Origin of the sequence: Photobacterium sanguinicancri (assembly GCF_024346675.1) — a bacterium.
Classification (GTDB): Bacteria; Pseudomonadota; Gammaproteobacteria; order Enterobacterales; family Vibrionaceae; genus Photobacterium; species Photobacterium sanguinicancri.
In genome coordinates this window covers 1,795,053-1,821,213 of sequence record NZ_AP024851.1, presented here as the reverse complement: position 1 = coordinate 1,821,213, position 26,161 = coordinate 1,795,053, and the positions used below count along the sequence as shown (strand labels likewise).

22 protein-coding genes and 1 riboswitch are annotated in these 26,161 nt (G+C 43.5%); of the genes, 9 read left to right on the top strand and 13 right to left on the bottom strand.

Annotation, left to right across the window (positions count from 1 at the left end):
- Positions 1-46 precede the first annotated feature (46 nt).
- Positions 47-1,330 (bottom strand): alginate lyase family protein, encoded by a 1,284-nt coding sequence (locus OCU87_RS24885; protein WP_261858878.1) that lies wholly within the window; start codon positions 1,328-1,330, stop codon positions 47-49.
- 552 nt (positions 1,331-1,882) lie between these two features.
- On the opposite strand from OCU87_RS24885, the gene OCU87_RS24880 reads away from it, so the two are divergent.
- The 6 genes from OCU87_RS24880 (at position 1,883) to dcuC (ending at position 10,717) form a co-directional block, all read left to right on the top strand.
- Positions 1,883-3,070 (top strand): iron-containing alcohol dehydrogenase, encoded by a 1,188-nt coding sequence (locus OCU87_RS24880; protein WP_062691980.1) that lies wholly within the window; start codon positions 1,883-1,885, stop codon positions 3,068-3,070.
- A gap of 628 nt (positions 3,071-3,698) precedes the next feature.
- Positions 3,699-5,486, top strand: coding sequence for a sodium:solute symporter family transporter (locus tag OCU87_RS24875; protein ID WP_261858877.1), 1,788 nt, complete (start codon positions 3,699-3,701; stop codon positions 5,484-5,486).
- Positions 5,487-5,734: 248 nt separating this feature from the next.
- Positions 5,735-5,828: riboswitch (Fluoride riboswitch) on the top strand.
- Between the two features lie 264 nt (positions 5,829-6,092).
- Complete coding sequence (locus OCU87_RS24870; RefSeq protein ID WP_261858876.1) at positions 6,093-6,785, top strand: iron-sulfur cluster assembly scaffold protein; 693 nt, start codon at positions 6,093-6,095, stop codon at positions 6,783-6,785.
- 13 nt (positions 6,786-6,798) lie between these two features.
- Positions 6,799-7,773 (top strand): GGGtGRT protein, encoded by a 975-nt coding sequence (locus tag OCU87_RS24865; protein WP_261858875.1) that lies wholly within the window; start codon positions 6,799-6,801, stop codon positions 7,771-7,773.
- A 344-nt stretch (positions 7,774-8,117) separates the two neighbouring features.
- On the top strand, positions 8,118-9,356 hold the full coding sequence (gene pepT, locus OCU87_RS24860) for a peptidase T (RefSeq protein ID WP_261858874.1): 1,239 nt from the start codon (positions 8,118-8,120) through the stop codon (positions 9,354-9,356).
- Positions 9,353-10,717 carry a C4-dicarboxylate transporter DcuC gene (dcuC, locus tag OCU87_RS24855; protein WP_261858873.1) on the top strand — a complete coding sequence of 455 codons (1,365 nt, stop codon included), beginning with the start codon at positions 9,353-9,355 and terminating at the stop codon, positions 10,715-10,717. The genes pepT and dcuC overlap by 4 nt, the downstream gene beginning before the upstream one ends.
- A gap of 120 nt (positions 10,718-10,837) precedes the next feature.
- On the opposite strand, the gene OCU87_RS24850 is transcribed toward dcuC, so the two are convergent.
- From OCU87_RS24850 to OCU87_RS24810, 9 genes are all read right to left on the bottom strand, one after another.
- Positions 10,838-11,548: a glutathione S-transferase family protein gene (locus tag OCU87_RS24850; RefSeq protein ID WP_261858872.1), complete on the bottom strand. Its 711-nt coding sequence runs from the start codon at positions 11,546-11,548 to the stop codon at positions 10,838-10,840.
- Between the two features lie 169 nt (positions 11,549-11,717).
- Positions 11,718-12,119, bottom strand: coding sequence for a rhodanese-like domain-containing protein (locus OCU87_RS24845; protein WP_261858871.1), 402 nt, complete (start codon positions 12,117-12,119; stop codon positions 11,718-11,720).
- A 107-nt stretch (positions 12,120-12,226) separates the two neighbouring features.
- The gene (locus OCU87_RS24840) at positions 12,227-13,435 is read right to left on the bottom strand and encodes a dicarboxylate/amino acid:cation symporter (protein ID WP_261858870.1); all 1,209 of its coding nucleotides are present in this window, start codon (positions 13,433-13,435) and stop codon (positions 12,227-12,229) included.
- 50 nt (positions 13,436-13,485) lie between these two features.
- Positions 13,486-14,667, bottom strand: coding sequence for a MalY/PatB family protein (locus OCU87_RS24835; protein ID WP_261858869.1), 1,182 nt, complete (start codon positions 14,665-14,667; stop codon positions 13,486-13,488).
- 121 nt (positions 14,668-14,788) lie between these two features.
- Entirely contained in the window at positions 14,789-15,331 is a 543-nt protein-coding gene (gene sigZ / locus OCU87_RS24830; RefSeq protein WP_261858868.1) for an RNA polymerase sigma factor SigZ, read from the bottom strand.
- Between the two features lie 247 nt (positions 15,332-15,578).
- Entirely contained in the window at positions 15,579-15,779 is a 201-nt protein-coding gene (locus OCU87_RS24825; RefSeq protein ID WP_062691985.1) for a hypothetical protein, read from the bottom strand.
- A gap of 6 nt (positions 15,780-15,785) precedes the next feature.
- Positions 15,786-16,412, bottom strand: a complete 627-nt coding sequence (locus tag OCU87_RS24820; protein WP_261858867.1) for a hypothetical protein — start codon at positions 16,410-16,412, stop codon at positions 15,786-15,788.
- A gap of 228 nt (positions 16,413-16,640) precedes the next feature.
- A complete protein-coding gene (locus OCU87_RS24815; RefSeq protein WP_062691987.1) occupies positions 16,641-17,744 on the bottom strand; it encodes an NADH:flavin oxidoreductase in 1,104 nt (367 codons plus the stop codon).
- Between the two features lie 300 nt (positions 17,745-18,044).
- Positions 18,045-19,271, bottom strand: coding sequence for a carbohydrate porin (locus tag OCU87_RS24810; protein WP_390961515.1), 1,227 nt, complete (start codon positions 19,269-19,271; stop codon positions 18,045-18,047).
- Positions 19,272-19,707: 436 nt separating this feature from the next.
- On the opposite strand from OCU87_RS24810, the gene OCU87_RS24805 reads away from it, so the two are divergent.
- Complete coding sequence (locus OCU87_RS24805) at positions 19,708-20,670, top strand: helix-turn-helix domain-containing protein (RefSeq protein WP_261858866.1); 963 nt, start codon at positions 19,708-19,710, stop codon at positions 20,668-20,670.
- 62 nt (positions 20,671-20,732) lie between these two features.
- Here the strand turns inward: OCU87_RS24805 and OCU87_RS24800 are convergent, their stop codons facing one another.
- Together OCU87_RS24800 and OCU87_RS24795 are read right to left on the bottom strand one after the other, a co-directional pair.
- Positions 20,733-21,968, bottom strand: a complete 1,236-nt coding sequence (locus OCU87_RS24800) for a dipeptidase (RefSeq protein WP_261858865.1) — start codon at positions 21,966-21,968, stop codon at positions 20,733-20,735.
- A 329-nt stretch (positions 21,969-22,297) separates the two neighbouring features.
- Entirely contained in the window at positions 22,298-22,672 is a 375-nt protein-coding gene (locus tag OCU87_RS24795) for a hypothetical protein (RefSeq protein WP_261858864.1), read from the bottom strand.
- Positions 22,673-23,047: 375 nt separating this feature from the next.
- Between OCU87_RS24795 and OCU87_RS24790 the strand changes: the two genes are divergently transcribed.
- A complete protein-coding gene (locus OCU87_RS24790) occupies positions 23,048-23,842 on the top strand; it encodes a nucleotidyltransferase domain-containing protein (RefSeq protein ID WP_261858863.1) in 795 nt (264 codons plus the stop codon).
- A gap of 109 nt (positions 23,843-23,951) precedes the next feature.
- On the opposite strand, the gene OCU87_RS24785 is transcribed toward OCU87_RS24790, so the two are convergent.
- Positions 23,952-24,383 (bottom strand): GNAT family N-acetyltransferase, encoded by a 432-nt coding sequence (locus tag OCU87_RS24785; RefSeq protein ID WP_261858862.1) that lies wholly within the window; start codon positions 24,381-24,383, stop codon positions 23,952-23,954.
- Positions 24,384-24,816: 433 nt separating this feature from the next.
- On the opposite strand from OCU87_RS24785, the gene OCU87_RS24780 reads away from it, so the two are divergent.
- Positions 24,817-25,755 carry an alpha/beta hydrolase gene (locus tag OCU87_RS24780; protein ID WP_261858861.1) on the top strand — a complete coding sequence of 313 codons (939 nt, stop codon included), beginning with the start codon at positions 24,817-24,819 and terminating at the stop codon, positions 25,753-25,755.
- Positions 25,756-26,161 lie beyond the last annotated feature (406 nt).

The window sequence follows — 26,161 nt, the reverse complement described above, 5'->3', positions numbered from 1 at the left end:
ATGTAATAGAGGCGGGCTTAACGTAAGCCCACAAATTGAAGGTGTATTATTTTCTTGGGTACAAAAGTTCGATATCGCGCTGCGCCCAGACTTCCGCCAAATTCTTCTTCACTGTCATTTGACTAAAATCGGTATTGGTCGCCAACTTGATCCAGTCACTGCGATCAAGCGCCACACCCGCTTTAAGGTACAGAGGCGTCATCCGCTCAACGCGTCGACGTTTATCTTTTTGGGTATAAGGCCAAGTCACGGCAGGATCGTGGTAATTCGCCATCAACTGGATCCCCGAAGCTAATGAACCGCCTTTGGGATTCGTGTGATGCCAAAGATCAACCCCAACTTTGTCGCCAATTTGGGCAATGCCAACCAAAGGATCCAGACTGAAATAGTGGTAATGGTAAGCACGGGTACGTTCGATTTCGTGCGGCTGTGAGCCGTCCTTTTCAAACTGGGTATCAATCCGCATTTTGCCTTTTTGCACCATTTTCTTAGCCAAGGGTTCGTTACCTAAGAAATAAGCAATACTCGCCACTTGGTAGTCGTACCAAGTACCGTGGTTATTGGCAGAAGCGGCTTCCCCTTTTGGTCCACCCGATAAATCATCAACAATGAGCCAATCTAAATACTCGCTATACCATTGCGTAATTTGTGTTTCGTCTTGATCTGCCCATGCAGGCGACAGGGAAAGTAAGGCAATCGCATCCAGCATGCGATCGGCAAGAGAACGGGTATCGATAATACCGCCACGGCGACCTTCCGCCACACCGGGCACACCTTGACCAAAATTCACATTCGGGTTCATCTTGGTGTCTTGGTCTACAAACCACGTACGAATGTAATCAATACCTTGCTGGGCATATTTTTCGTCTTGACTAAAGTAATAGGCAAGCGCCAGTGCGCGAACTGAACGGGTAAAGTGGCCAATCCGTTTTGAGTCAGTTTCTGCTGTTTTAGACGCAGGGTTGGTTTTGCCATCATGTCGAACCCAAGGTAGGCCACCTTCTTTCGATGTATCTGGCCACCAGTAAGGGCTAATACTCATATAATCATGCTTATTGCCACTTGGCGGCGTCATACCTTTATCGGTCACGCTGAAAGGTCCATCTTTCATCGCCAAATCAGCTTCTTCAATCAAGCGCTGATATGCAGACTGCATCGAAGGGCTTGCTTGTTCTGAATGCAACAAAGTGCGGTTTTGCTCTAAGGTGGTTTTATCCAGAAACACCAAATCAGCCGACAGTACTGAAGTGCTAAAGAAAACAGCAGTCAAACTCGTTGCAATAGCGGTTTGCTTTATTGTTCGTAGGGTCAGAGGTCGTAAATATTCCATAATTCGATCTTCTTGCTTTGATATAAAATACTACAAATATGCTATCGACATGTGACCAAGCGTTCTGTGAATTAGATCGAATTGTGAATCTTAGATGTCATTGCGAAAAATAACTCAACAACACAAAACTCAACATAAATATATGAAAAATATAACCTTAAAAGCAAAAAAATATTATTTAGCTAAGTGTAAAGAAGTTTGAAAAGTGTGCACTAATTCAGATTTTTTCATTTTACCCCTCCCAAACTAACTTGTAATACATTATGATTTAAATATCGAGTAAGCAACGCTTCTCAATGAAGTGTTTAATAATGTGTTTTACTCAAGGTTTTACTCAAGGTTTTACAAAGCGGCTTCATAAGGTTTTGGTGAAGTGTGCAATACAAGATTCTTCAAAAAGCTGTATCACAACAGTTTTCAATCAATATGAGCATTGATAATTGAAACGTATTTATTGGAATGCTAATCAGCACAAACACTAATTAGTACACAGGAATATGTAGGGATTAATTTCAATCATCGGTCGCAACACCACAGGTGAGGAGCAAACAAATGCAAGATTTTGCGTGGAATTTCCCAACAAAATTAGTTTATGGCCCAGGAAAATTGGCAGAAGTCGGTCAAGTTGCTCAAGGTCTAGGTAAAAAAGCCTTTTTAGCAACCTACGAAGCAAATGACACATTTGCTCCTATCATTGATAAAGTCGTGACATCACTGGCTGCTGCTGGCGTTGAAGTCGTCACTTTTACTGAAATTGAGCCAAATCCACGTGCTCACACTATAGATAAAGCCATTGAGCTATTTAATGCAGAAGGTTGTGATTTAGTTATCGCACTGGGTGGCGGTAGTGTTATTGACGGTTCTAAATACATTGCTGCAACGTCTTACAGTGGTGGTTCTTGCTGGGACTACGTTGTACTGGGTGATCGTACCCCACGTGAATACACTGGTGCTTTCCCAATTATCTCTATCCCAACTGTTGCGGCATCGGGTTCTGAATGTAATGCAGGTGGCGTACTCACAAACTGGGAAACCAAAGAAAAGAGCTTTAGCCGTTCTGAATACCGCATCCCTAAAGTTGCGATCCTTGACCCTGAACTTCACGCTTCACTACCTGATTTTATTACCGCAGAAAGTTGTATCGACATTTTCTCACACTTGATTGAGCATTATCTTTCAAGCGACGCCGACTCTGGTTTTGCAGACCGCATGACAGAAGGCATGATCCTGAATCTTATGGATAACTTCGATAAAATTATCGAGAACCCACAAGATCTTGAAGTCCGTGGCCAGCTTGCATTGTGTTCAATTTTTGGTTGGTCTGGCTTCCAAGCACTTGGTCGACTTGGTTCAATTCCAATGCACTCAATCGAAATGCCGCTAAGTGCCCATTATGATATGCGTCATGCACGCGGTATGGCCGTGGTAATTCCACCGTACCTAGAATACTTTGCTGATGTTCGTCCTGATCGTTGGGCACAATTAGCACGCCGTTGTTTCGGTGTAGTAGAGCAAGACAATGACATGGCAGCAAAACTGCTGGCAGTTAAAGTAACTGAGTGGCTAAAACGCACAGGCATGTACATCAAGCTATCTGACGATGGTATTTCTGACGAGAAATTTGAAGAAATGGCTGATGATGTGATCCGCATGTTCGCCTTACCAGGCACCAAAACCATCGCAGGTGTTAAGCCAATCACCAAGGAAGAAATTATTGAAGTCTTTAAGCTCGCGCATTAATTACTGAGCTTATTACTCCCCCCATCCTTTGTCTGCAGAACATAGGATGGGTGATGTATCCATAGCTAACTGACTTTTGTACCACTGAGGTTTACTTCTTCCTCAGTGGTTTTTTTGTCGATTTTAATTCATTCTTTTCCCACGCCTCCTTAGCCTCTTCTGCTCCCTCTCAATAAAAACCATCAGATTACACATCAAACAAACACTAAATACCACAAATTAAATCATACAAATACACATTGAAATCAAGGCAAAAAACACACTTCATCACAGTGGTGTAATGGATGGACCATACTATTCTCCATTATTAACGTTAGCTGCTGCTCAACCCCATAAATCACCACAGCCATAAATAGTCATTAAACTCTTATAAAACTAGCTATAACTGCATAGAAAAACTAAAAAACCTCAAACCAATATGCTCACCCGGATTATTCATGGCAGTTTCATGCCAACTATAGAGCTTTTTTACTTTGCTTTATCAATTTCTGAGCTTGATCACTTGTATTACTTTTTAATGACATCGCAGCGGATCATTAATCACAATCTTGAGTTATAATACTACAAATAGAAAATAACCTAGATAGTATTAGCCCAAGTCATTTAATAACTATCAAAAGGTCTACAGATGGAACTCAATACAATTATTGTAGGCATCTATTTTCTATTTCTTATCGCAATAGGATGGATGTTTAGAACTTTTACCAGCACGACCAGCGACTACTTCCGTGGGGGCGGTAGCATGCTATGGTGGATGGTTGGGGCAACGGCATTTATGACACAATTCAGTGCATGGACCTTCACTGGCGCAGCCGGTAAGGCATACACAGATGGTTTCGCCGTTGCCATTCTTTTTCTAGCCAATGCCTTTGGCTACCTCATGAACTATCTGTACTTTGCACCTAAGTTCCGCCAGCTACGCGTAGTCACAGTGATTGAAGCTATTCGTATGCGTTTTGGTAAAGCAAATGAGCAAGTCTTCACTTGGTCTGGCATGCCGAACAGTGTTATTTCGGCAGGTATTTGGCTAAATGGTTTAGCAATCATCGCATCTGGTATCTTTGGTTTTGATATGACCACGACAATTATCCTAACCGGCTTAGTGGTCTTGGTAATGTCGGTAACAGGTGGCTCTTGGGCCGTTATCGCCTCTGACTTCATGCAAATGGTCATCATCATGGCAGTAACAGTAACTTGTGCGGTGGTTGCGGTTATTCAAGGTGGTGGTGTTACAGAAATCGTCAACAACTTCCCCGTTGATGAAGGCGCTTCGTTTGTTTCAGGTAATAACCTAAACTACTTGAGCATCTTTGGTATCTGGGCATTCTTCATCTTCTTCAAGCAATTCAGCATCACCAATAACATGCTGAATTCATACCGTTACCTTGCCGCTAAAGATTCTAAGAACGCAAAAAAAGCCGCACTGCTTGCTTGTGTATTAATGACATTAGGTCCTGTTATTTGGTTTATGCCTTCTTGGTACATCGCAGGCCAGGGTGTTGACCTAGCTGCGCACTACCCTGAAGCAGCATCGAAAGCCGCTGACTTTGCTTACTTATACTTCGTACAAGAATACATGCCAGCAGGTATGGTTGGTCTACTAATTGCCGCCATGTTTGCAGCAACTATGTCTTCAATGGACTCTGGTCTAAACCGTAACTCAGGTATCTTTGTTAAGAACTTCTACGAACCTATTCTTCGCCCGAACGCGACTGAAAAAGAACTGGTTGTGGTCTCTAAACTGACATCTACCTTCTTCGGTATCGCCATTATTTTGGTTGCCTTGTTCATTAACTCACTCAAAGGCCTCAGCCTGTTCGACACCATGATGTACGTGGGTGCGCTAATCGGCTTCCCTATGACAATTCCTGCATTCTGTGGCTTCTTCATTAAGAAGACACCAGACTGGGCTGGCTGGGGTACGCTTGTAATGGGTGGCGTGGTGTCTTACTTCGTCGGATTCGTGATCACCGCAGACATGGTACAACACTGGTTCAACCTAGAGCCGCTAACAGGCCGTGAATGGTCAGATCTTAAAGTGGCCATTGGTTTGATAGGTCACCTTATCTTCACCGCTGGTTTCTTCTTAATGTCGACACTGTTCTACAAGCCTTTAGCAGAACACCGTCAGAAGGATGTCGATAAATTCTTCAACAACCTAGCAACGCCATTAGTGGCTGAGTCGACTGAACAGAAGAAACTAGATAATAAACAACGCCGCATGCTGGGATCACTGATTGCTGTCGCAGGTGTCGCTATCATGGCGATGTTCTTACTGCCTAACCCACTCTGGGGCAGAATGATCTTCGTCTTATGTGGTTCGATCGTACTCACCGTCGGCCTACTATTAGTGAAAGCCGTCGACGAAAAAGTGGAACAAGCACTAGATAACAAACCAGCATCAGCTGAAAGCTAAATAATTACAGCTTGAACCTAGCGTAACCCTACATATAGAACCAAACGGCTGCCATTGGCAGCCGTTTTTATATCAATACCGTGACAAAGTGATAGCAACCAATGCCCGACTAATATGCCGCCCAATGAAAGCGCCCCCTTGTGATGCTCATCACGCTTTTATGCTAATTTCATACTAAAGAAACCGTTTTATAGAGAAAACGCGTCTAAAAAGTTGATTGCAGCGCAACATACTTAAGCAGTAGCATGTTTAACAAAGGTGATGGGGTTCCACCTACCATACCAATACCGTTACGACGGGGCTGGTAACAACCGCCATGTGGCTGATGACTCCTACAGAAAAGAAAACAGGTGTAACTGTTGGTGAGCGACGGATGTGGCTCATATCAATCTGAACAAACACGTGATCCTTGTAACGGATGAAAGCACTTATCGCTTAATAAAAATTATTGTTATTAGCACCACTAATGACAATTGTTTTGACTCGATTTTATATTGCTTTTGTCGTCAGCATTCGATCAGCGGCTTGTTCAAATTGGTAGTATTTTTCTGTAGGGATATGACATGCCAACCCCACTTGTTTTCCTGACATTTTAAGGAAAACGCCATGCAATACTCTTCTGAAATTCAATCTATGTGCCCCGTTCAACGTGGCGATTTACACCCCTCTGCGCCTATCCCTGTTGAAGGCCGAATGATCCGTCCAACCGATGTTATTGCCATCTCTGGTTTAAGCCATGGCGTGGGCACATGCGCACCACAGCAAGGCGCGGCTAAGCTCACCCTTAATATCAAAAAGGGCATCATCGAAGAAGCACTCATCGAGACCATTGGCTGTTCGGGCATGACCCACTCTGCTTCAATGGCGGCAGAAATCCTGACGGGTAAAACCCTGCTTGAAGCGCTCAATACCGACCTAGTCTGCGATGCTATCAATGTCGCCATGCGCGAAATCTTCTTACAACTTGTTTATGGCCGCAGCCAATCTGCATTCTCTGAAGACGGCTTAGAAATTGGCGCAGCACTGGAAGATTTAGGTAAAACCCAACGCAGCCAAGTCGGTACCAGTTACGCCACATCCGCTAAAGGGGTGCGTTATATGGAACTCGCCGAAGGCTACGTAACGAAACTGGCACTCGATGACAACAACGAAGTGATTGGTTACCAATACCTCAACCTCGGAAAAATGATGGCAAGTGTTGAAAAAGGCATGTCAGCCGAAGAGGCCATGTCCGATGCAACAGGTGTTTATGGTCGCTTTAGCGAAGCTGTTACCACTATCAATCCGCGCAACGCATAACGAGGGCAGCATCATGAATTCACAAGTTAACCAATACCTACAAGAAATGAACATGTCGTCGTTAGAAGAGGCAAAACAATACTGCCTGTCATTTGGAATTGCGCCACAAGATATTGTATTAGACACCCAGCCTATCGCTTTTGATAATGCCTGTGATGCTTATACCCTCGGTACTGCACTTGCACTACACCGCCAAGTATTAACCGCAGAAGCTGCCGCCACTGCCATTGGCGAAGGGCTACAAGCCTTTTGTAAATCAGGCAGCGTGGCTGCACAGAGAAAAGTCGGTTTAGGCCATGGCGCTCTTGCGGCGCGTTTATTGAATGAAGACACTCAATGCTTTGCCTTCTTAGCAGGTCATGAATCTTTCGCGGCGGCGGAAGGGGCAATCAAAATTGCAATGAACGCTAACCGCGCCCGTCAATCACCACTGAAAGTGATCCTAAACGGTTTAGGTAAAGATGCCGCTTACCTGATCTCACGCATTAATGGCTTTACCTATGTGCGTACCGAATTTAATTACGATACGGGTGAATTAATCGAAGTGAGCCGCCGTCGTTTCTCGAACGAATTACGCGGTGACATTCTTTGCTATGGGGCCGATGATGTACGCGAAGGGGTGGCGATCATGCACCGTGAACAAGTGGATGTCAGCATTACGGGTAACTCGACTAACCCAACCCGTTTCCAACACCCAGTGGCGGGGATCTACAAATCAGAACGCAATGCCCAGCAAAAACCGTATTTCTCTGTCGCATCAGGCGGTGGTACAGGCCGTACTTTACACCCCGATAATGTCGCAGCAGGCCCTGCTTCTTACGGCCTAACCGATACCATGGGCCGCATGCACGCCGACGCTCAATTCGCAGGGAGTTCATCCGTACCAGCCCACGTAGCTATGATGGGATTCATCGGCATGGGCAATAACCCTATGGTGGGTGCGACCGTCGCACTAGCTGTTGCAGTTGATCAGCAGTTGCATCACTAACACCTAGTTCGACACTATTTTCTTTAAGCCCAGCTTATTCGCTGGGCTTTTTATGGTCTGAACTTTTTATTGCAGGCTTATTAACCATCAGCTTTTAATATGTGGCGATCACAAGTTAAATACTGCTGTGACTCGTTAGTACCAACAAGATCGTCAGTAAGAACTAATTACCCAAAATTGGAATCATAACAATTGCCTAGCGCTTTTATGCGGCTCGAATCACACTTTGCAGGCCTGTATTATTTTTATTCATTCATATGTAAATAAGCATGAATAACACACATTAATAATCTTACTTTATGTATGGATATATTGGATTTTTGCCACATAAATCGAGATGTATTATGGATATTAAACAACGCTTTCTTGGCTACACAACAATAAACACAACCACAAATCAAAAAGCGGGCGCAGCAGGGATCATGCCTTCTTCTCCGGGGCAAATCGAGTTAGGTAAACGCATTGTTAGCGAGCTCCAAGCCATGAAGGGGCTTGTCGATATCGAGCAGCGTGACAACGGGATTGTGACAGCCACCCTACCCGCAAACTGCGCTGGTAACTACCCAACCGTGGCTTTCTTTGGACATCTTGATACCTCCAGCGAGCACACGGGCGACACCCATGCTGCTTTAATTCATTACCAAGGTGGCGACATTGCACTGGGTAACGGCGCTGTACTTACACTAAAAGACAACCCAGATCTTAATGACTACCTAGATCAGGATATCTTTGTCACCGATGGCACCAGCCTACTGGGTGCCGATGATAAAGCAGCCATTGCCGCCATCATGCATACGTTACACGTACTCACGACAGATACCACGATTCAACATGGTGAAGTCAAAGTCGCCTTTGTGCCAGATGAAGAGCAAGGTTTGCTTGGCGCGACAGCATTCAACACCCCAGATTTCGCTGATTTTGGCTATACGCTCGATTGTTGTGGCATTGGTGAGTTCGTAAAAGAAAACTGGAATGCAGGCGGCGCGGTGATCACCTTCCATGGCCAAAGCGCACACCCAATGAACTCCAAAGGTAACTTAAAGAACTCGCTTCTAATGGCACACGATTTCATCAGTCTTTTCCCTCGTCTTGAAACCCCAGAAAATACCGAAGGACGAGAGGGTTACTACTGGATGAAAAAACTCGAAGGGAACTCAGCCCAAACGGTACTAAACATTGATATTCGAGACTTCACCAAAGAAGGTTACAGCCAGCGTAAAACCTTCGTCGAGAACGCGTGTCAGTCATTTTTAAACCTCTACGGTGAGCAGTCACTGAGCTACAAAATTGCTGACCGCTACGAGAACGTTTCGAATTACCTTGAAAACGACCTTGGCCAACAAGCGGTTCAGCTTGCCGAGCAAGCGTATGCAAGTAACGGGATCAAAATGAAGGTGATCCCAATGCGTGGCGGCTACGACGGTGCGGTATTCTCAGCCAATGGGATCCCATGTCCGAACATCTTTACTGGCGCTCATAACTTCCACTCGATCAATGAGTATCTCCCACTGCCTTCGTTGATCGCAGCTTCCAATGTTGTGCAAACCATCATTACTCGAATAGCACAAGGTGACGACCAATGATCCAAATACTCGTTGTTCTACTGGTTATCATTGCTGCCGCTCGGTTGATCCTGACAGGCTACAAAACCGAAGCCATCTTATTTATGGCCGGTATTATTCTGATGGCTTGCACAGGCCTCTTTGGTTGGGGAGATGTACTCCCTGCTAAGGTAGCCTCTACCAACCTGGCAGCATTTGATCCGTTTAAGTTTATTAGTTACATGCTCGGTTATCGTGCTGGCGGTCTGGGTTTAACGATCATGGTGCTCATGGGGTTTGCCGAGTTAATGACACGGATAAAAGCCGATGCCGTTATTGTTAGGCTGGCGGTGAAGCCATTATCTATCGTAAAAAACAAAAATATTCTGTTGTTCTTCGGCTACATCATAGGTGCATCGTTACAGTTAGCCATTCCAAGTGCCACCGCATTAGCCGTGTTACTCATGGTGACCTTGTACCCGATTCTGACTGGTCTTGGGATATCACGCGCATCGGCATCAGGGGTTATTGCCTCTACGCTAGGCTTAACCTTAACGCCATTAGGGGTTGATGCGATTAAAGCCAGTGAATCTGTTGGAATGGGTTTGATGGATTACCTGTCTTACCAAGCGCCAACCAGTGCCGTAGCAATTGTGGCCGTGGGTGTCGCCCATGTAATGTGGCAATCACACCAAGATAAGAAAGATGGCTATGTGATTGATGCCGATCTTGAAGCCGCGACTGCGTCTGATCCTGATCCAGCGCCTAACATTTACGCAATTTTGCCTATGCTACCTATCATTGCCGCGATCATGTTTAGCAAACTGGTGATCAGTACTATCCACTTAGATGTCGTGACTATCGTGCTGATCTCTGTGTTTATCTCGTTGGTCTTTGAAGGCATAAAAACACGCTCGCTCAAAGAGAGTTTAGATTGCTTTGGGGCATTCATGAAAGGGTGCGGCAACGCATTAACAGGCGTGGTGTTCTTGTTAGTGGCAGCTGGAGTCTTTGCTTACGGCATTCAATCGACTGGTGCCATTAATCATCTGATTGAATCGGCGCAAGGCGCAGGTATGCCAACCTTAATGCTAACATTGGTGTTCGCTGTTGTGGTTGGTTTAGCTGCCTTGGTGATGGGTTCTGGTAATGCGGCTTTCTTATCGTTTGTCGATATTGTTCCGACTGTCGCTCACTCCATGGGCGCTAATCCAGTGGCAATGATGCTACCTATGCAGCAAGCCTCTGCACTCGCAAGGGCAGCTTCGCCTGTCGCGGCATGTGTGATTGTTTCTGCGGGTGGCGCTAAGTTATCAACCTTTGAGGTCGTCAAAAGAACCAGCGTGCCAATGCTCGTTGGCTTTGTGGTTCACTTCATCGCGGTGATGGTTTTGGTCAATTAGCATATAAGGCCAACAATAACCTAGGTTACGCACCTTAAACCAAACCAATTAGTAGACTTGGTAAACATAAAGTACGTAACCTTATTCAAGCTCCAGCCTAAAGCATTTATCTTAACGCGATTACTGACAGCAAGCGCTCGATACAGCAGAACAGCTTGATAACTCACACCTATCATCCTCACCATTCATCACATCAGCAAGATAGGTGTTTGTTAGGTAAAAATTGCTGAAAGTGGTGACAAAATCTTGGGGAACGGTTTTTTCGGGTAAACCCGAAGCTATCAAAGCGGCCTGCCATTGTTGGACTTTAGGAAAGCCCTCAAGCATATCCACACCCGATTTATTTTTAATCACAGATGCACGGTGCAATAGCGGTAGCCAAGCGATATCTACATTCGAAATATAATTCCCTTTGAAAAACTGACTCTCACCGAGTTTATTTTCTGCTTTTGCAAATGCTTTCACTAAGTTGGTTAAACGGCTTTCAAAAGTCTCTTGGTCTTTACTGCCCATGGTAGCGCACTGTGGCATGTAGTGTTTGCTGGCTTGATACGACCACGCGCGATCCTGCGCTTTTTGCTCTGGTGTTAATGCTTCTATCGGCGTGTATTTGTCATCGAGGTATTCCACAATCGCATCAGATTCAAACAATACCGTTTCATCCTCGGTAATGAGTACTGGTACTTGGCCGTTTGGCGCAATATCCAAGAACCACTGAGGCTTATTACTGAGTTCAATATACTCAATTTCAAATGGAATATTTTCCATTATTAGAGAGCCCATAACACGCTGTACAAATGGGCAGTTCTTAAAGCTAATCAGTTTAATCATTGGGCACTCCAAAATCAGTCAATTCATTTTGTTTATACCTATAAGACGAAGTGATCTGGAAAAAGACGAAATAACTCGGATCTTTTTATTATTTTAAATCAAAATAAAAGAAGCCCAGTAAAAATACTGGGCTAAATTCAGGCCTTAGGCAGAGTAAATCTCAAGAAGGTTATATTGTGACAACTTCAATACTGCCTGCGTTGTCTTTCCACGCTGCAAAGCCACCCGCCATATTGAGTACCGATGCTAAACCCATTTCATGTGCTTGTTTCGCCGCATATAAAGAACGAAGACCATGAGCGCAATAGAATACATACGTTTTGTCTTGGTTGAATATTTTATTGTGTACAGGACATTGAGGATCAATCAGAAACTCCAACATACCTCTTGGGCAAGTAAATGCGCCAGGAATCACACCTAGCTTGGCTCGCTCTTCCGCTTCTCTCACATCAACAAACACATAGTCGTCATGGTTGTAAAAACGCTTTGCATCTTCAATCGACATATCTGCAACAATAAGACGCGCTTCTTCTGTTAACGCTTGAATACCTTTAGTTATATTTTGTGCCATTTTCTCTATTCCACTTTCTCTATTCTATAACTGCACGCACCAGCCAAATCGCATATTGCGTGCTATTTATTATGATGATGGATCTATTGGTTAACCGAAATATGCTATTAACTCGCTTGCACTATCGGGGCTAAATTCAACTCGCCATTTTTATTAAACAAGCCTTCCAGCATTAAAGTTAAAGCGCCATCGCCAGTTACATTACACGCAGTACCAAAGCTATCTTGCAGAGCAAAAATCGCTATTAGCAAGGCGACTCCAGCTGGGTCAAAACCTAATACGCCAACCACTATGCCCATCGATGCCATTACAGTGCCTCCAGGTACGCCAGGGGCACCAATCGCAAAAATACCAAACAGCAATACAAATAGCGCCATGGTGCCAGCCGACGGAATGGATCCGTACAGCATTAAAGAAATTACCATCACGAATAAGGTTTCGGTCAGCACAGAACCAGCCAGATGAATTGTGCTCCCTAGCGGTACCATGAAATCAACCGTTTCTTTACTCAACACCTCTGATTTACGAGCACTGCTTAACGCAATAGGCAATGTGGCAGCACTCGACATAGTACCGACCGCCGTTATATATGCAGGGCCATAATGTTTGATAACTTGCCATGGGTTCTTACCCGAAATCACCCCAGCGATCCCATAAAGCACAGCCAGCCATACGACATGTCCAATCAAAGCTAGTATCACAACTTTCAAAAAGACAGGAAGCTGCTGCGTTAATGCCCCTTCGTACGCTAACCCTGCAAACGTCGTCGCAATAAATAGCGGCAACATAGGGATCACCGCCGATTTGATCACCATCATCATCATGGCTTCAAACTCATACAGTGCTTTTTCAAAGGATTTTGCTTTGGTCTTAAGCGTGGTGACCCCCAGTAAAATAGCCACGACCAAGGCCGACATTATCGACATCACAGGTGGAATAGAGAGCTGAAAACCCGCTTCAGGCAAAGCATGCAAACTCTCTATCTCACTTGGCACCGACAGGTAAGGAATAATCACTAACCCGACTAAATAAGCAAAAGTAGCAGCACCGACCGCAGATAAGTACGTTATGCCTATACCTGCCCCCAGCATCTTATTGGCGTTATTTTTCAGCTTAGTAATTGCAGGGGCAATAAACGCAATGATCACCAAAGGCACAGTAAAAAAGATAAACTGCCCCAGAACATACTTCACCGAAACGATGATAGACATCACTTGTTCACTGGCGAATAACCCCAGCACAGTACCAAAGGCAATACCCAGTAGAAGTCTAATGATCAACGACCATTCACTTTTTGCTTTCTTTTGATCTTTCATAGTGTGGCGCTCTTACTATTTGAATCCAAGCTATGTAATAAGCTCGTCTCTTATTGATTCGATAACTTATTAACTTCTGCATGTAGCAACTCAAATGACGCTTGTATTTGCTCTAGAGGTGCCGCGAAATTCATTCGATAATAGTTTTCGTCAGGTTCACTAAACCAAGTCCCAGGTGTCAGGGCCATCTTAGACTTCTGGCATAATAACGCCTTCAGTTCTGCCGATTCCAAACCAAGCGCACTGAAATCTAACCAAATCTGATTAGTCCCCTCAGGCACAAAACCTTTAATGCTTGGCAAATGAGTCTGAAGGTAATCAATAATCCAATTACGTGTTGTTTGGGTGTAGCTCAAAAACGCGTTAAACCAATCTTCACCATGCTGATAAGCCGCAATCGTGGCGTAAGTCGTGAAGGCATTACCGTGGTCGAGCGCCATAGAGCTCGATGCCGCTTTAATCTTGTCTTTCAACGCTGCGTTATCACTGTAGATATAGCCATTCGCAATACTGTTTAAGCCAAAGTTTTTCGCAGGTGAACCAATGATTGAGATAATGTTGTCGTAATCAAATTCGGTAATGCTCGTAAATATCGAACCTTCAAACACAATATCGCCATGCACTTCATCGCTAATAATTAAGGTTTGGTATTGCTTCGCTATCGCGACCAGCTGTTCGAGTTCGTCTTTCTTCCATACTCGGCCAACTGGGTTATGTGGATTACACAGCAAAACAATTTTGACCTTGCCCTCTTTTAGCTGACGCTCGAAATCATCAAAATCAATGCGGTAGTGATCGCCTTCAATTTTGAGGGGGTTGTTAGCCGCTTTTCTGCCTGACGATTCAATCAACCGACGGAACTGGTGATAGACTGGCGTTTGGATCAGAACGCTATCACCCACTTCAGAAAACTCGCGAATTAATAATGCAATCGCACTCAGTACCCCAGGTACTTGCACAAAGTGAGCGGGATTGAGCTCTAATCCATGACGACGCTTATTCCAATTGGCAACCGATTTAAAGACGGTTTCAGAATCAAATTCGTAAGAATACGTTTCTCGGTGCACCAAGGTTTGCATAGCCTGAGTGATAGGAGAAGCAATAGGGAAATCCATATCTGCAATCCAATATGGCACCACATCATTGGTGCCATAGATCTGATTGAGCATCTGGCTATCACGTTTAATAAACTTATCGTGAATTGCTTTGTTAGTAGGTTCTTTATGGAACATAGTTTTCTCCAGCCTTTATTCGTTTGATACCAATAAGACGGGGCTGGAAGAAAATAGACGCAAAATTTTAATTTTTTAATTCAATTTAAGTCGCATGAACGGTATTCGCTTTGGCTGGTATTCACTGCACCTCTAAATGTTGGCACTGTGCCTTGGGCTTATAATCAATGATCCCCTCGCGGCCCAGCTCGATATCGCAATATCTCATCAATAATTCTTTGAATTTCACTCGCCCTCTTTGCACGCGACTCTTTGCGCCTGACAGCGATAAACCAAGCTGATCTGCAATCTCTTGCTGAGAAAGCCCATCCAATTCAGACAACAGCATAGGCACACGATACTTTTCTGGCAGACAATCAAACATCGGCCTTAAACACTGCGCCATCTTTTGTAGATTTTCATCTTCTGATGTCAGCTCTTCCACCGCAATATCGTCGGGAAGCTCATCATACGGCTGACGCGTACGATAAAAATCCATCATCACATTATGCGTAATACGATATAGCCAGCTTTTGAGGCTATCTTGAGATTTGAGCTGGCTAAGATTGGCACTCGCCTTAATGTAAACATCTTGCAATATGTCTTCAGCGGCATCTGGATCATCAATTTTTTTCAACACATAGTAGCGAAGCTGATCTTTGTGGCGCAGCCATTCAGCGAGCATAGTCTCTTCCTTTGGAGTTCATTTCTAGATGATAATTCGATATTACTGGAAGTATAAGGATAGAGTAAAGCAATAGATGACTCCGCTCGCCTCTGCTTTCACACATGCTTTTGCCAGAAACAAAAAGCCGCTGTAAAAACAGCGGCAAGAACGTATGAAACTTTTCTTATCAATAAACATCAGCCTCGCTTTAATCTAGCGAAAAGACTAAAGAAAAGATAAGTGGCTATAGACTTTCACACAATCGTTACGATGTCAGTCGCTTGAGCAATACAATTGCTATCCCACTAGCGATATAAAGCCCGATGACAGGGAGTGTTGTTAACTCGTCTAAAGGCCTATCTCGAAACACACGCCAAAATAATTGACCGAAATACGCCCCCGCAGGCATACCTATGCCATAGGCCAATGGCCATTTCCAACTTAATTGCTGCTTACTCGGCTCCATAACATCTCACTCATAACTCTTGGTTACTTTACGGTTCGGCATACTAACTAGCTTTTCAGCCAACCCTTTAGGAAGATCGTCAAGACGGAACTCGCTCACCGTTGATGCTTGATACCGTGCTTTTCCATCTAAATCATAAGATGTTATCGTCAACTTTTGCTTAAAGCTGTTACGACCTGACTTCACTGGTTTCCAATGCATTTCATGGTCAAAATCAATTTGTACTTTCCACCCTTTAGCGACCTCAGGGTATGGTATTTGAGCCATTAGCTCACCGTAAGCAATACTTGTTGTTGTCCCCACGGCAACAGACACCCATAATTTTGCCAGTTCGCTCGATATCTTGGAAATAGCGCCAAGTGGAATAAATGCAATCGCTATGTTTAACCCAATAGTTCCGGCATGGCTAATAATACGTATTTGTTTGTTACATTCCGCATTCCACTTAAATGCCGCTTCATCTGAATCAAAAGTAAGAACTTTTGATAAACGGTTTCGTGATATTTGCGATTTATAGCAATCGGGAGCGCTTCCTGGCCCCATCCAGTGACCGCCATCGGTCCAATTTGATCGCGTGTTACACAACCGCTCTAACTTATGCCTTTCATTACTATTTAATACTGTAATCGCCATTCCATTGCCCATACAAAACTATTAACAAGCAGACATCATAAAATTCCCTTTCATCAGAAACTGCTTTAAAAATACGTTATTCGAGTGACATCGAAAAATAGGCGATTCAACAAGCAACAACCAAAGACAAAACATTCGCTGAAGCCTGATATGACGAACCAATAAAAAAGGTGCCATTGGCACCTTTCTTTATTCACGCTAACCGCAAAAAATCTAGGCTTGCGATCTTTACGCTACTTTTTTACGTCTTTTGTATACCACGCAGAAGTTGCCGCGACGGGTACGACACTTAGAGCAGCGTTCGCAATCAACTTCGACTTTATCACCGCTTTGCCAACGTTTGATCAAATGCGGTTCTGCCAGTAATGGGCGTGATAATGCGAAATACTGAATATTGGTGTTCTCTGCAATGGCTTCAATCGCATCGATATCGCTTAAGCCACCCACAGTAATCACAGGCACGCTAACATCTTTACTGATCACGTCGCCATATTGGTGGAAATAGCCTTCTTCTTGCAGGGTATAACCATCAAACTGCTGGCCGATCATGTCATTGGCTTTACCGTGAATATTGCCCGAGATGATGATCGCATCCACACCAATCGCTTCTAGCTGCTTACAGATAATGCGGGTTTCATCGAAGGTTAAACCACCTTCAAAAAATTCGGTTGCCGTTAGTTTTACTAAAATAGGAAAATCATCCCCCACCAGTTTGCGGATCGCCGTGTAGATCTCGACCAGAAAACGCATACGGTTCTCTAGGCTACCGCCGTATTGGTCTTCACGACGGTTGTAATAAGGGCTTAAGAACTGGTTGATCAGATAGGTGTGTGCGGCATGAATTTCTACCCCATCAAAACCTGATTCTTGTGCGCGACGGCTGGCCTGAGCAAATGCCTCAACGATATAATCAATCTCGTCTTTGGTCATGGCTTTACCCTGGGTTTTCGTCCCCATTTCAGGCACATCACTTGGGGAAAAAATAACTCGCTCACCGACGTTATAGGTCGTTTTTGTGCCGCCGTACGCCAATTGCATCACGATTTTAGAGTCGTTGGTGTGTACTAGCTCAGTCAGCTTTTTGTATTCATCGATGAAAGAATCGTTATACATGCCCATCATGCCGGCGTTGGGCTTTTCTTCTTCAACAATGTTCGCGTAGCCAGTCACGATTAAACCGACTTCTCCTTGCGCAAGTTCTTCGTAGATGGCGTACAGCTTATCCGTCATGTGACCATCTTCTGTTGCCATATTTTCCCATGTTGCGCTGCGTACAAAGCGGTTCTTCAGGGTCATGTTGCCAATACGGCCTTGTGAAAACAAAATGCTCAAGTCCAGTCCTCTCAAATCGTGTGTAGGGAATCATCTATCCTCCAGTAATGCTCACTTCTAATGGCGAGTGCTAATACCGAGTGCGATGAATAGCCGCCATACTGACGCTAAAAACAAGGAAAAACCTTAATCTGGATTAAGTTAGTGTGAGATATATCACTAAAGAATGCAGGGAATAACCATAACGGACAGGGTTTTTTAATGACCTTTGTCGCCATTCACGACAGAGCTGGTTTTCAGGCTCACAGCACCTCAGGCCCTCAACCCTACCGATGACACTAGATGTAAATAAAGTGGACGCTAAATGATGAGACGGGCTCTAATACCAGCGACCCAGGTGCTGCTTTCATTAGAAAAAGCGGGGTCGTTGATGTATTGAAGATTAGGGGTTAATTCGACAAAATCGCCGAGTAGCATTTTGTAATAAAGCTCACTCGTCAGCTGAGACTGGCTAGGATCCGAGACCGAGTTGATGCCTTTCATCACAGAAGAAAAGTCTTCATTCACTTCGCTCCAGTTAAAAGCAAACCCAAGATCGTTTTTCTCGCCGCCAAGGCCAAAATACCCAACACCCGCAGTGATAGAGCTATCGTAGAGCGCAACATCCCCCTTCGAGAAGCCACCACGCAGGAACGGCATTATCTGGGGTGTAACCATAAAACTGGCAGAAAAGTTAACGCCCTGCCCACTACCGCCATTCACTAAACTATGCTGAGTCCCTCCATCTAAATGCCAAAAAGTCACGTGGATATTATCCGTATAAATCTGCTCTTTTGAGGCAGTCCAACCCAATTCGAATGTGCTAAAAAGCTTGTGATCATTAAACAAGGTGTCAAAGCCATCTTGAGGTGCATCAGACTTACCTTTACCGTCAGCTACACCCACTATGGTGTAAACGTTGTCTGTTATCATATGGCCTACAGCCAACCCAAGAATACCGTCATCAGGTAAGCCTATTGCCCCCGCACCTGTACTGAATGCAAGATTAGTAAAACCATTCCACGGGCTTGCTAAAGCATACACATCCACATAATCCGTGGTATCTAAATAACCCACAATAAACGAGGTATTGCCATCATTAAGCTTCTGTTTCCAGTACAAATTAGTTAAGCGAGCACCTTGATCACTATACGCAGGGCCAATCATGCCACCATAACCAATTCCGTTACCTGCCCCAGTAAAGTTACCTTGGAAAGCAAATTCTTTCGGTGTCATATCACCATAACCATGGCGATGCTCAACCTTCCACACTATTCCTCCGATATTCTCCGTTCCTAATCCAACGAGGTTCCATGAACCATAAAAACGGGCGACACCCGAAGATGCCTCGCCTTTTCCCCCAGCTACCGGATCCGACGCACTGAGTCCAAGCGCCTGATAATCTAGGCCAAAGGTAAGATTATGCTGCTCAGCTAAGTTTTCGCGCCAGCTCCTTTTTTCTCTAGTATTCTCCGCCAGAGTATTATCGACAGTATTCGGGCTACCAAAGTTTGCACCCGCTAACGTTGCCGATGGATACATCGCCATTACAATGCTAACCCCAACAATGCTAACCCCAACAATGCTAACGCTCAAAAGAGAGGCTTTACCGCATGTTTGAACAGGTAAAAATGGGAGCAATATCTGAGGATATTTATTTACATTCATAAGGCATTCCGAAAGTGGTTAAGCTAAGATGATTATGGCTGCGATTCATCTTGAAAATCGTCCAGTTAGCTTGCTGAAAGTAGGTGACAAACTAGAAAATATAACGGCTATTTTTCTAACAAAACCTTTAGTATCAACGCATTAAATAAAAGGACGTTACTTTTATACGGGACATAATCCCTCTAGTTAAATCTAGCCACTTATCCCTTTACATTCTTATTATTTCTGAGACCGATATTGCAGTGGAACATGCCTTTGCTAACCCCTAAGAAAGTGATCAAAGCAAAAGGATTCATCCCAGAAAATGAGGCGTTTAATGAGTAAAAGCATTCCACTAATTCATAAAGCTGCTGCGATTACACAAATTGAAGCGCTAAAACCCTATATCAAAGACATCTGGCCTATAGTGCATTACTCGAAATTACCGATTTATTTGGACTCGACATCAGCCCAGTTCATTCCTTATCGTGCGTTTTCTCAATTATTACAAGCCGCATTCGAACAATTACCGCATCAAGCATTCATCGCTTTTATTCAACGTGGTGCCACAAGCTATTCAAAACAAATAGCCCATAATTCGAAACAGAATAACAAGGTTAATTCACTCGCTCGTCTTACTGACTTATTACCTATAGAGCGGGTTTCTTCCAAACATTCAACGTTAAGTAAACACCTCTCTGAATTTTCATTAGCCTTTACATTGGAAGATGTTGAACCATTCAATTTTGTTGGGGAGCTTTATGCAATCGCTGTCGCACATAGCTATTTGATTCAGCAACGCTCTGACATCAAAAAGCCGTCTAAATATCATTTAGTATCACAAGATAAATCAGGGTTAGATAAGCTCAGCATCTCGACCGATACTCCTCAATTTATGGGACAGACGAGCATCGCGCTTTTTTACCCATCAACAGTAAAACAGCACTCAACGACACTCGATTTACATTGGGAAAAGCAAGTACAACCGTTCTCCATACAAGCGTCATGTGCACTCGAAAGCTATATTGGTCGCCAAGATTTACGCTTAGAAGATTTCAGTGACATCATCAAAATCCCAACACGAACCATTCAACGCCATTTAGCCCAAGATGGGACTAGCTTTAGGCAGATCAAAGAGTCCTTGAACATCGCGTTTGCCAAACGCGTGATGAAACAAAGGAATGTCTCGATCTCCGAGATATCTGCACACTTGGGGTATGCAGAACCGTCCCAGTTCATCCGCGCTTTCAAAAAATCTGAAAATGTCACGCCGCTGCAATGGTCAAAAATACACGATTGAAAAAATTCATCGCTCATCAAGCAGAACAAGGCGTAAATTACGGTTCGCTAGATTAATTTAACTTATGCACTTGGAATCCAAGTTTGCTCGTAAACTCGAATTAAGTTTTCACTAAATAACTTCGCTAAATCGTCATCGGAGTAACCCATTTCCCATAAAGCATCCACAACGCCAGCAATGTGTTTTGACAGCTCAGCACAGCCTGTCGACCCTTTCTTAAACGCTTCAACCATGTAGCCGTTATCTGCATACTTGTCTGCATTTGCGATCGTAAAAGGAACCACCTTCGCTGTCGTCATCATGTCATCTGTTGCAATACCTACGTGGTCAATACCCACGACTTTTACGGCACCATCAATCATCTCGGCAAATTGCAGAGGTGAAATATCTTCAGGCCAAACACCATCCATCATCCACTCAGTTGCAGTAACGGCAATAACGCCTCCCATGTCTGCAACGGTTTTAGCCTGCTCATCAGAAATTAATCGATAACATGCTGACAAGCGGTAATCAGGATGGTCCTTTTGTAGTTTTTTCTCAGCCATACGCTGCTTGGTTTCAGATAACGTCTCGTGTGGTTCACAACGATAAGTCGATGCAATCGGCGAATGAGAATAGATGACAGGCACACCTTTATGGTGCTTCTGCATATAATCAGTAATGCCTTTGGTTGTGTAATGAGATGTGTGGGATAGATCGACAGTTATGCCATGCTTAACCATTTCATCAATCACTTCTTTACCAAAGTGAGTTAAACCCGATTTATCACCATTTATCATAGAGATAACACCTGAACCCGTCAGCTCAGTTTCATTGTAAGTAAGCTGCATCGTCTTAATGCCATACTCAGCCATTACCGCAACGTTTGAAGCATCGCCTTCTAGCGGCATCGTTGTCTGGCTGGCCCACATTACCGCATACTCTCCGTTTTTATCTGCTAGCTGGAAGTCTTTAGCATTTTTCACATAACGAATAGGTGTTTTCGCCGAAGATAACGCTTTTTTCCATTTGGCATGTTCCGATTTAAAAGACAGCATATTCGGAGTATGAGGAGCGGCAATAGTGACAGAAGCACCTGTGATACCACGTTCATGAGCAAGATCTATATACTTGGCAACCTCGGAATCTTCCGTAAAGCCAACGGCACTTGGTGAGGCAAAGAAATCTAACACTATGGCTTCCTGAACAAATTTTTTCGCTTCTGGTGACGCGAATTCATACCAATCCTTGGTTTCAATCGATGCTGTTGCCGTTGTTGATAGTGATGCAATGGTTGCTACAAGTAATAATTTTTTCATCAGGTACCTCTACATTGTTTAACGAGTTCTGCTTGCCGTTGATATAGAAGATAGTAAGGGACTGAAGAAATGAAAATGTGCAAATTGCGCCAGTGTAATATAGCGGTTTATTTTCCCCCATCCCCCACCGACACATCCCTTAAGCGTAGTCATTTGTGGGACGTTATCGACCCCATTAATGTACGGATTAGAAAAACAACATGCATGCTGGATATGTAGAGTCATCGGATGAAGAAAAGCGCAGAAACGAAAAAGGCGTTAGCAGACTCTAGTCTGCTAACGCCTTAAATACACATGTTGGCGTTTAATGATTACGCTTAGTTTAGCTCTTAATCAATGCCGCAATCAGTACAGCTTTGTAGTGCAATTTCGTGTTCAAAAACTGCAGTCTCGCTACCGTCTGCCAGTAGACCTGCGATTTCATCCGCGACTTCTTGCTCTTCTTCCGCTTCAACTTGATCGGCTAGTTCTTCTTCTGAGTAGCCGTAGAAGTTCAGCAATAAGTAGTCACGTGCTTCGTCTTTAGTACAAGTCACATTCACCGAAAGATCTGGCTGAATGTTGCCTTGCTCGATAATCGCAGCCACTTGCGCTAAGACATCATCTTTCATCGCCACAGTTAACCAACCAAGATCAGTGCTTACTGTGGTTTTTTTACAATTAAAACAAGGTAGTTGATGAAAGTAATATTGAAAATCAGTCATAGGTAATTTCTTCTTTGAGTGTTGTATAGCAAGATTATGCGCGTTTTCTCGCAAAATACTATCTCAATAAACATTGAAAGCTGGATTGCAGTAAATGATCTTGGCCGAAGCGCAAAGTGAGGTAGCGCTGATCGCTCTGCTAATACTAAAAAGATGGTTTGTGGCTTAGAAGGTAAATGGACATTTCTGAGTTAGAAGCGCTCTCCTGCAACGCTATAGTTAGATTAGAAAAGTAACTTAAACCATGATCGTTTTTTGTACCAAATTTTGTTGTATCAAAATTTATTTTAAACGATACTGCAATGCTGCGTTGATTTTACCGCACTAACTACCAACTGCGTAGTTTTAACTAAACGTTAAATACGAAGGTAAAATATGAAATACCCTAAAACTCTCCCAGAAACTCACAAGCAGCTTTTAGACAAGATCGTTCAAAAACTACAGCAAGATTCAAGAATCGTTGGTATCGGTGCAAGTGGCTCATATGCTACAGACACACTAGATAAATACAGCGATCTTGATTTGGTTATTGCGGTTAAGCCTGAGCACTTTGATGCTGTTATGGACGAACGCTTTACAATTGTCGAGACTATTGAAGGTAAGGTCGCAGCCTTTACTGGTGAACACGTTGGAGAGCCACGATTAGTCATTGCTCTCTACGCCCCTGATGCCGTCCATGTAGATTTTAAATTTGTATCACTACCTGATGCTGCAATTCGTGTTGATGATACAAAAGTACTTTGGGAGCAAGGTACATTACTCACTGACACATTCAAAATCACAGAATCTAAATACCCCCAGCCAGATCCACAATGGATTGAAGACCGTTTTTGGATTTGGGCACATTATGCAGCCACTAAAATTGCTCGTGGTGAGTATTTCGAAGCACTTGAGTTTTTATCATTTATTCGCACAGTTGTTCTTTCACCGCTTGCACTAAAACAAGCTGATCTGACTCCTTCAGGAGTACGGAAAATCGAAACTCGTTTGCCTGAATTCAGTAAAAGGCTTGAATTAACAGTAACAAAACCAACGAAGGTAGAACTAACATTTGCAGTTAAACAGTGTATTGCACTCTACTTAGAGCTAAGAGAGCACGAAGACGTGCAAAAGAACGCAGAAGCACAAGAAATGTGTACTCGGTATTTTAAAGATGAAACATATAAGTAGATATTAGAGAGGGTCCAATTGCCCCTTTTCTAGTTCCATATACGGAAGCGCCCAAAGTTATTAGCTTTGGGCGTTTCTTCTAGCAAACTTGGTTACGACAAGCCGAGCTTTAAAGATTCATATGCAGAATTGGAAATGGTTTTCCCATATCATCAAGTGGCGAGCGTGAAACGACTTTAAAACCCATATGCTCGTAGAAACCTACTGCCTGTGGATTTTGTTCGTTTACGTCTACTTTGGTCGCACCTAACTGCTCAATCACATATCGCAGTAGCACTTTACCAACACCTTGTCCTCTTGCCTCATTTAAGATGAACAGCATTTCAACCTTCGAATCATGAATCCCCACGAAACCTAAGATTGAACCATCATTATTTTTCACACATCTTAACGTGACAGCAGGAAAAGCCTGCTCGATGATAATTGGTTTAAAAAACTCAATATCTTCTTCTGTTATGAAGTCATGAGTTGCTCGGACTGAATTTTCCCAAACATTAAGCATTTCTGCGTAATTTTCAGGAAGCACGTTTTCTACAATCATTGTGCGTTCTCTAAATTTGACTGAAATTCATGTGCAGCCGCGAACATGCATTTTAACCCCAAACCATTAAGTAGTCTAATGGTGTGCGCAAAGGGTTCTGGCTTGAAATGGGGCATAAACGCCTTTCGCCCCAAAGCAACACCTTGCATATAGCGCAATATCTACTATTCTTAATTCGATTCAATTTTCTGCTTCGTTCACTCTCATGATGCTGTCAGCAGAAAAGGCGTTGGTCACAACAGCCTGACAGTTCTGGGAAAGTCCTGATTTCTTCCTTATGACGTACCTCCAAGCCCTGCATTTCGAGCATTGACAGGTATAAGGTATAGCGTATTTCCTTAGTGTAGATTCATGTGGTTTCAGGCTAGCAATAGCAGACCAACAGGTATGTATGGATTCAGATGTTACTCACTGAATAGTTAAGGAAAATACCATGATTTATTTTGTCTCAAACCGAAATATCACCGATGATCCGCTGCTCTTTGGCGATAATTTTAATGCCGAAGGCGCTGAAGTATTGCGTGTTGCCAAAGCACAGCAAGACAATGCGGGCAACTTCTCGCTGGCGCTGATGGATGAAGCCGCGATTGTACACAACGGGGCGATTGCCGATGAAGTGCAAACCCCGTTAGAGCATGTTTTTGACAAGTGCGCCAATGCCGACAGTCCGTGTGTATTGTTTATTCATGGATTTAATCAGAGTATTGAGAAGAACCTAAAAAAGTGCCGTGAAATAGAAGCATATGGCGTGAATGTAATCGCCTTTTCTTGGCCGTCCAATCCTGGACCGAACTTTATTTTACGTAAGGTGACCGAATACAAACGCGCCCGTAAAAATGCCCGTCGTTCGGCCATTGCGTTAGAGCGTTTATTCGATAAGTTATATGGTTTTGTAGACGCCAATGGTGGTTGTGGCCAGATCAAAACCTTGGCAATTCATAGCTTGGGCAATTACCTAATGCAATCTGTGGTGCAAGTACCAGATTATGATCACCAAGCAGCCGTGTTTAAAAATATTCTATTGCATCAGGCCGATGCCGATAATCCAGAACATGCCGCATGGCTAGATACTCTGGGGCAAAGCTGCCGAGTGATAGTAACAGTGAATGAAACCGACGATGTACTGGATTTCTCGGATTGCATCAACCCTGATCGCATTGGTAATACCGCAGCCAATATGAATGCCAAGTATGCAACCTATTACAATTTCACAGAAGCAGCGGGCGCAAATGATAGCCATCGCTTATGGCACAAACCCGCATTAGAAAACCCAACCATAAAGCACTTCTTTAGCCGTGTGTTCGATGGTAAGAATCCCGTAAAAGCAGGCATGCAGTTTAATGGTAATTTAAATTGCTATCAGGTGTTGTAGTAATGCGTTGAGGCAACTAGCACCTATTCATCTCACCTCTCATCGCTAAAAGGGTCAGCTCAACAACGGCTGACCTTTTATCTATGCCCGCTTTTACTATTTCCTCACAATTTATGCCTAAAAAAACCAGAAAGATTCAATATAAACGCGAACTTTTCAAACATGGAATTTATAAACTGATTCAATAATGACCATTTAAAACTTGGCATTTATTTGAACTCAAACAAATACGCATGAAATGAATATTTTAACCACGCTGACTAATTAATGATTATTTTTAAATAACACAAATTAATTATTTACAAACTGTATGAATTATATTTCCAATTGTAAATCCATAAAGGATGATAATATAAAGTGAGATATTGGTTCACCAACAACAATCGAGCCAATAACGTGATTTGTT

What these genes read in the sequence shown, in the direction of transcription:
- OCU87_RS24850 (WP_261858872.1), bottom strand. Translation starts at nt 11,548, where the DNA reads ATGATTAAACTGATTAGCTTTAAGAACTGCCCATTTGTACAGCGTGTT.
- OCU87_RS24875 (WP_261858877.1), top strand. Translation starts at nt 3,699, where the DNA reads ATGGAACTCAATACAATTATTGTAGGCATCTATTTTCTATTTCTTATC.
- OCU87_RS24780 (WP_261858861.1), top strand. Translation starts at nt 24,817, where the DNA reads ATGATTTATTTTGTCTCAAACCGAAATATCACCGATGATCCGCTGCTC.
- OCU87_RS24885 (WP_261858878.1), bottom strand. Translation starts at nt 1,330, where the DNA reads ATGGAATATTTACGACCTCTGACCCTACGAACAATAAAGCAAACCGCT.
- OCU87_RS24835 (WP_261858869.1), bottom strand. Translation starts at nt 14,667, where the DNA reads ATGTTCCATAAAGAACCTACTAACAAAGCAATTCACGATAAGTTTATT.
- OCU87_RS24840 (WP_261858870.1), bottom strand. Translation starts at nt 13,435, where the DNA reads ATGAAAGATCAAAAGAAAGCAAAAAGTGAATGGTCGTTGATCATTAGA.
- sigZ (WP_261858868.1), bottom strand. Translation starts at nt 15,331, where the DNA reads ATGCTCGCTGAATGGCTGCGCCACAAAGATCAGCTTCGCTACTATGTG.
- OCU87_RS24845 (WP_261858871.1), bottom strand. Translation starts at nt 12,119, where the DNA reads ATGGCACAAAATATAACTAAAGGTATTCAAGCGTTAACAGAAGAAGCG.
- OCU87_RS24810 (WP_390961515.1), bottom strand. Translation starts at nt 19,271, where the DNA reads ATGGCGATGTATCCATCGGCAACGTTAGCGGGTGCAAACTTTGGTAGC.
- OCU87_RS24790 (WP_261858863.1), top strand. Translation starts at nt 23,048, where the DNA reads ATGAAATACCCTAAAACTCTCCCAGAAACTCACAAGCAGCTTTTAGAC.
- OCU87_RS24870 (WP_261858876.1), top strand. Translation starts at nt 6,093, where the DNA reads ATGCAATACTCTTCTGAAATTCAATCTATGTGCCCCGTTCAACGTGGC.
- OCU87_RS24785 (WP_261858862.1), bottom strand. Translation starts at nt 24,383, where the DNA reads ATGATTGTAGAAAACGTGCTTCCTGAAAATTACGCAGAAATGCTTAAT.
- OCU87_RS24805 (WP_261858866.1), top strand. Translation starts at nt 19,708, where the DNA reads ATGAGTAAAAGCATTCCACTAATTCATAAAGCTGCTGCGATTACACAA.
- OCU87_RS24800 (WP_261858865.1), bottom strand. Translation starts at nt 21,968, where the DNA reads ATGAAAAAATTATTACTTGTAGCAACCATTGCATCACTATCAACAACG.
- OCU87_RS24825 (WP_062691985.1), bottom strand. Translation starts at nt 15,779, where the DNA reads ATGGAGCCGAGTAAGCAGCAATTAAGTTGGAAATGGCCATTGGCCTAT.
- OCU87_RS24865 (WP_261858875.1), top strand. Translation starts at nt 6,799, where the DNA reads ATGAATTCACAAGTTAACCAATACCTACAAGAAATGAACATGTCGTCG.
- pepT (WP_261858874.1), top strand. Translation starts at nt 8,118, where the DNA reads ATGGATATTAAACAACGCTTTCTTGGCTACACAACAATAAACACAACC.
- OCU87_RS24820 (WP_261858867.1), bottom strand. Translation starts at nt 16,412, where the DNA reads ATGGCGATTACAGTATTAAATAGTAATGAAAGGCATAAGTTAGAGCGG.
- dcuC (WP_261858873.1), top strand. Translation starts at nt 9,353, where the DNA reads ATGATCCAAATACTCGTTGTTCTACTGGTTATCATTGCTGCCGCTCGG.
- OCU87_RS24795 (WP_261858864.1), bottom strand. Translation starts at nt 22,672, where the DNA reads ATGACTGATTTTCAATATTACTTTCATCAACTACCTTGTTTTAATTGT.
- OCU87_RS24880 (WP_062691980.1), top strand. Translation starts at nt 1,883, where the DNA reads ATGCAAGATTTTGCGTGGAATTTCCCAACAAAATTAGTTTATGGCCCA.